The 6,677-nt window shown below is 62.2% G+C and carries 1 protein-coding gene (running past one end of the window); it reads right to left on the reverse strand.

What is annotated here, in order from left to right:
- The coding region annotated (locus tag HB680_RS21945) for a non-ribosomal peptide synthetase (protein WP_213940593.1) crosses the window boundary (this coding region is incomplete at its 5' end): on the reverse strand, window positions 1–6,677 show 6,677 of its 14,047 nt. Its footprint begins 7,370 nt before the window's first position.

Raw genomic sequence — 6,677 nt, forward strand, 5'->3', positions numbered from 1 at the left:
CGAACAGGTTTTCTACGAGGCTGCGTTTCAGCGCTTCACCGGCGACGTTGACCGTGTGGACGTTGGTGCTCAGGCCACCGGATTCCAGCAAGGCTTTAAGCGCTGACGGCACGGTGTTGATCAGCGTGATGTCGTCTCGCAGTTCCAGCACATTAGTGACGACATCGATGCTGCCGCCCGACGTTAGCGGCGCGAAGCATTCGTAGACCGCCAAGTCGAAGTTCAACGAGGTTGAGAACAGTGTTTTCGCCAACGTCGCGTCATCGAATGAACGATGGGCCCAGGTCAGGAAATTCACGGTATTGCGGTGTTCGATCATCACGCCTTTCGGCAGACCAGTCGAACCGGATGTGTAGATTACGTAGGCGAGATGCGCCGAAGTCAGCCCTTCAACCGCAGGATTGGAGACGGGTTCGTCCTGCCAAATACCGCTATCCAGATTGATAACCGGCATCGAAGCCTCAGTCAGCAATCCTAGCGTCGAGGCTTGCGCCAACACCACGGCCGGCGCGCTGTCCTGCAACATGTAGGCAATCCGATCCAACGGATACGCAGGATCCAGCGGCACATAACCGCCGCCCGCCTTCAGAATCGCCAACAACCCGACGACCATCTCGGCGCTGCGCTCAACGCAAATCGCCACCCTTGAATCAGGCCTTACGCCCTGCCCGCGCAGGTAATGCGCCAACCGGTTCGCCCGCTCATTCAACTCGCGATAACGCAGACGCTGCTCACCATAAACCACCGCCACAGCATCCGGCGTGCGCTCAACCTGAGCCTCAAACAAGCCATGAACCGTCTGATCCAGCGGATACAACGCCTCAGTGGCATTGAACCCGACCAATAACTGCTCACGTTCCGCCACCGGCAAAACCGTCAAATCAAACAGCGAAGCCCCAGGCGCAGACTCCAGCGCCTCTACCAGACTTTCCAGCGCCGCATGCACATAACCGCAAACCCGCTGCGCGCCGACCTGCGAAGTCACCAGCACCGATAACGTAAATCCATTGCCGAGATCATCCACGTTCAACGTCAACGGATAATTGGTGCGCTCTTCACCGCCGAGCATTTCGATACCGTGCCACGCCGTCTGATACTGCGCCGACGGCTCGGCGACCGCGCTGTGACGATAATTCAGCAGTGCGCTGAACAGCGGCGTCGGCGCCACCACGCCACTGCAACGTTGTGCCAGCACCAGCGGCGCATGTTCATGCCCCAGCAGCGCAGTCAGGCGCGCATGGGTGGCTTTCACCCCGGCGCGAACCGTTTGCTCGCCGACATCGACCCGCAGCGGCAAGGTGTTGATGAACATCCCCAGTGCCCGATCGGCGCCCTCGCCGCCCTGCATCCGGCCCATCAGGACGGTGCCGAATACCACGTCGCGCTTGCCGGACACCTTGCCCAAAACCTGGGCAAAGGCCAGGTGCACCAGGCTCGCGGCACTCACGCCGAGCTGGCGTGCCTGCGTGCGCAGACGCAGGTTCAGCGTCACCTCCACAGACTGCCGGGCTTCTTCAATGTCGCGCCCGTCACCCTGCACATCCTGCAAACCGAATGGCAGCGTCGGCTCGTCGATATCGCCGAGCATCTCGCGGAAAAACCCTTCGTGCGCTTGCTGACTCGTGCCCAACCGGGCCTGAGCCACATAGTTGCGATACGGCACGGCTTCGGACAGTTGATCCGCCTCGCCCAGCAAGTGCGCCTGCATCTCGTGCTGCACCACTTCCATCGCGGTGTGGTCGAGCGCCATATGGTGAAACAGCAATACCGCGACCCAGCGCCGGTTAAGTGCATCTTCGGCGAAGGCCAGGCGCAGCATCGGCGCCTGGCTGATGTCGAGGCGGTAATGGCGCGGGTCAAACTGACTCTGCAACTGCGTGGCGATATCGCCCGCCGCAGCATCCAGTTCGATCTGTTCAAGGTGCAACTTCGCCTCGCGCCACACCACTTGCGCCGGCGTGCCCAGCCCTTGCCACACCACGCTGGTGCGCAGAATGTCATGGCGGTCGATGACGTTTTGCAGCGCAGCGACGAACGCGGTCAGGCGCTCACGACTGTGCAATTCGAACACCGTCTGCAACACGTACGGGTCGCCCTGCTCGGCGGCGAGGTGGTGATACAGAATGCCTTCCTGCAACGGCGCCAGCGGGTAGATGTCCTGCACGTTAGCCGTGCCGCCGGGCACCGTCGCGACGATGCGCTCAATCGCAGCCTGATCAAGCTTGATCAATGGCAGCATGGCCGGGGTGATGTGTTCGCACTGCGCAGGAATCAGGTTCGCCGGAACCTGCACTTCACTGCCGCTGCCAACCGCTGCGGCCAATGCAGCCAACGTTGGCTGACTGAACAGCACCCGCACATCGGCACTCAAACCGGACTGACGCATCTGCTCGATCAGTTTCACCGCCAGCAGCGAGTGGCCGCCCAGCTCAAAGAAATGATCATGCCGACCGACTTGCTCCACGCTGAGCACTTGCGCCCATATCCGCGCCAGGGTGATTTCGGTTTCGCCGACCGGGGCTTCGTACTCGCGGGTGATCAGCGCATCCAGGTCCGGCGCCGGCAGGGCCTTGCGATCGAGTTTGCCGTTCGGCGTCAGGGGTAGCTCGTCGAGGCGTACGTAGGCCGCCGGGATCATGTAGTCCGGCAACTGCGCTTGCAGGTGGCCGCGCAATGCTTCGATATCCAGCGCGTTTTGCGAGGTGTAGTAGGCGACCAGACGTTTGTCACCCGGCACGTCTTCACGGGCCAGGACCACCGCGTCCTTGATGTCGGCGTGTTGCGCCAGGCGCGCTTCAATCTCGCCCAGTTCGATGCGGAAACCACGGATTTTCACCTGGTCGTCATTGCGGCCCAGGTATTCCACATTGCCGTCCGGCAACCAGCGCGCCAGGTCGCCGGTGCGATAGAGCAAAGCTTGCGGATCCGTGCTGAACGGGTCGGCGATAAACTTCTCGGCAGTCAGCTCGGGGCGGTTCAGATACCCTTTGGCCACGCCGTCGCCACCGATGTACAACTCCCCCGCCACGCCGATCGGCGCTGGCCGCTGGTAGGCGTCCAACACGTAGACCCGGGTGTTGCCGATCGGACGGCCAATCGGAATGCTGCCCGCGCCGGCCGTTTTGATCTCGTAAGTGGTGGAAAATGTGGTCGCTTCCGTCGGGCCGTAGCCATTGAGCAAGTGCCGAGGCGCGCCTTCTTGCAGCACGCGAGCGATCACCGCCGGGTCCAGCACATCGCCACCGACAATCAGGTAGCGCAACTGTTGGAACACGTCCATCAGGCCCACGGCGTATTGATGAAACAGCCCGGCGGTCATCCACAACACACTCACGGATTGTTCGAGTAGCAAGCCACGCAAGGCTGATTGCGACAGCAACACATCCTGGGCAACCACCACCACGCAACCGCCATTGAGCAGCGGCGCCCAGACGTCGAGGGTGCTGGCGTCGAACGCCGGGTTCGAGGCGAACGCCACGCGGTCCCGGGCATTGAATTCGGCGTAGCCGTTGTTGATCACCAGTCGAGTGATCGCCCGGTGCGGCACCAGCACACCCTTCGGCGTGCCGGTCGAACCGGAGGTGTACATGATGTAGGCCGGTGTTTCGCTGGACTGTGTCAGTTGAAGGTTATGGCTCGGCAAGTTGTCGAGAGCCAGGGTGTTCAGATCCACGCGCTGTACGTCGTGCGCAACGTGTTCGTCGCTCCGGGTCAGTACGAGTTTGGCCTGGCTATCTTGCACCATGAACTGCTGGCGTTCGGTTGGGGCGTTGACGTCCAGCGGCACATAAACCGCCGCGCACTTGAGGATCGCCAACTGGCTGATCAGCAGATCAAGCGAGCGCTCCAGCAGGATCGCCACGCTGTTGCCGGGTTGCACGCCGAGGCTGATCAGGTGATGCGCCAAGCGGTTGGCCTGGGTGTTGAGTTCGCTGTAGGTCAGGCGGTGTCCGTCGTGAACCGCCGCGATGGCGGCTGGATGGGCCAGGACCTGCGCTTCGAACGCCGCCTGCACGGTACTGCTCTGCGGATAGCGGCGAGCGGTCGCGTTGAAACCGGTCAACACCCGCCGACGCTCGACTTGTGGCAGCACATCCAGATTGTGCAAGGCTGATGCCGGGGCCGATTCCAGCGCCGTGGCCAGACTTTGCAGCGCGGCATTCATGTAGGCGCAAACCCGCTCGGCACCGACACCGCCCGCGACCAGCACGGTCAGGGCGAAGTCGTCGCCCAGGTCATCCACCGACAGGGTCAGCGGGTAGTTGGTGCGTTCTTCGCCACCGAGGGCATCAATGCCCTGCCACGCGGCATTCACGGCCTCGGACTGTTCACTGGAGTGACGGTAATTCAACAAGGCGCTGAACAGCGGTGTCGGTGCGGTCACGGCGCTGCAACGCTGGGCCAGGGCCAGCGAAGCATGCTCATGCCCCAGCAGCGCGGTTAGTCGCCCGTGGACCGCTTTTACGCCGGCCTTGATGCTCTGATCTGCGACGTCAACGCGCAGCGGCAAGGTATTGATGAACATGCCCAAGGCGCGATCCGCGCCCTCGCCGCCCTGCATCCGGCCCATCAACACGGTGCCGAACACCACGTCGTCCTGACCCGAGACACGCCCCAACACTTGGGCCCAGGCCAAGTGATGCAGGCTCGCCGCACCGACACCCGACTGGCGGGCCAGACGACGCAAGCGCTGGCTCAAGTCGCGGTCGATAACGAATCGGGCTTCCTCAATATCGCTGCCATCGCCCTGCACATCTTGCAAACCGAACGGCAGCGTTGGCTCGTCGATATCACCCAGCATGTCGCTGAAAAAGGCTTCGTGCTCGGCGCTACTGACACCCAGCCGTGCTTGGGCCACGTAGTGGCGATACGGCATCGCCGCGCCCAACTGATCCTCCTCGCCCAGCAGGTGCGCCTGCATCTCGTGGCGCACCACTTCCAGCGCCGTATGGTCGAGCGCCATGTGATGGAACAGCAGCATCGCGACCCAGCGCTGATTCGGTGTGTCCTCGGCGAAGACCAGGCGCATCAGGGGTGCCTGGGTGATGTCCAGGGCATAGTGGCGGGCGTCGAAACGCTGGTGCAGTTGCTCGGTGATGTCCCCGGCCTGCGGGTCGAGCGCGAAGTGTTTCACACCCAGTTGAGCTTCACGCCAGACCACTTGTTGCGGTTCGTCCAGGCCTTCCCAGAGGACGGCGGTGCGCAGGATGTCATGACGATTGATGACGCCTTGCAGGGCCTGGACGAAATCGTCGAGGCGCTGGCGGCTCTGCACGGCAAACCGGGCTTGCAACACGTACGGGTCGCCCTGCTCGGCCGACAAGTGATGGAACAGGATGCCTTCCTGCAACGGTGCCAGCGGGTAGATGTCCTGCACGTTGCGGGCGCCGCCGGGGACGGTGGCGACGATGCGGTCGATGGCGTTCTGATCCAGCTCGGTCAGCGGCAGCATGTCCGGGGTGATGCGGGTGCAGTCGGGTTGGATTCTGTTGGCAGGCACGACGATTTCAGTGCTGCCACCGACCGCTGCGGCCAAGGCTGCGAGGGTGGGTTGGCCGAAGAGTACGCGTACATCGGCGCTGAGTCCGGCCTGGCGCATGCGTTCGATCAGGCTGACGGCCAGCAGAGAGTGGCCGCCGAGTTCGAAGAAGTGGTCGTGACGGCCAATGCGTTCGACGTTGAGGACTTCGGACCAGATCTGCGCGAGTGTCGTCTCGACTTTGCCTTGCGGGATTTCGTAGCCACGGGTGATGACGGAGTCGGAATCCGGGGCTTGCAGGGCTTTGCGGTCGAGTTTGCCGTTCGGGGTCAGTGGCAAGGCGTCGAGGTGGACGTAGGCGGCCGGGATCATGTAGTCCGGCAGTTGAGTTTGCAGGTGACGGCGGAGTGCGTCGATATCAAGGGGTTGCGATGCGGTGTAGTACGCGACCAGGCGTTTATCGCCCGGCACGTCTTCGCGGGCCAACACCACTGTTTCCTGAATGTCAGCGTGTTGGGCGAGTTTGGTTTCGATTTCGCCGAGTTCGATGCGGAAGCCGCGGATTTTCACTTGGTCGTCGTTGCGGCCGAGGTATTCGATGTCGCCGTCTTTCAGGTAACGGCCTAGGTCGCCGGTTCGGTACATCCGGGCGTTTGTGCGGAATGGGTCGGCGAGGAAGCGTTCTGCAGTCAGGTCGTCGCGATTCAGATAACCGCGCGCCACGCCAGCGCCGCCGATGTAGATTTCGCCCGGAACGCCCAGTGGCACGGGTTGTTGATGTTCGTCCAGCAAGTAGAACTGGGTATTGGCCACGGGTTTGCCAATGTGGGCGGCGAAACCGTCTTCGCGGTCCATCGATACCCAACTTGAGTAGGTCGTGGTTTCCGAGGGGCCGTAGAGGTTGCACAGGCGCTGCACGCTGGTTTGTTCGAACAGACTTTCCACCAGACTCCGTTTCAGCGCTTCACCCGCGACGTTGACCGTGTGCACGTTGGCGCTCAGGCCACCGGATTCCAGCAAGGCTTTGAGCACTGATGGCACGGTGTTGATCAGCGTGATGTCGTCTCGCAGTTCTAGCACATTAGTCACGACATCGATGCTGCCGCCAGAAGTCAGCGGTGCGAAGCACTCATAAACGGCGAGGTCGAAGTTCAGCGAGGTGGAGAACAGCGTCTTGGCCAAGGTTTCACGGTCAAAC

Source organism: Pseudomonas sp. dw_612 (assembly GCF_018449725.1).
Taxonomy (GTDB): domain Bacteria; phylum Pseudomonadota; class Gammaproteobacteria; order Pseudomonadales; family Pseudomonadaceae; genus Aquipseudomonas.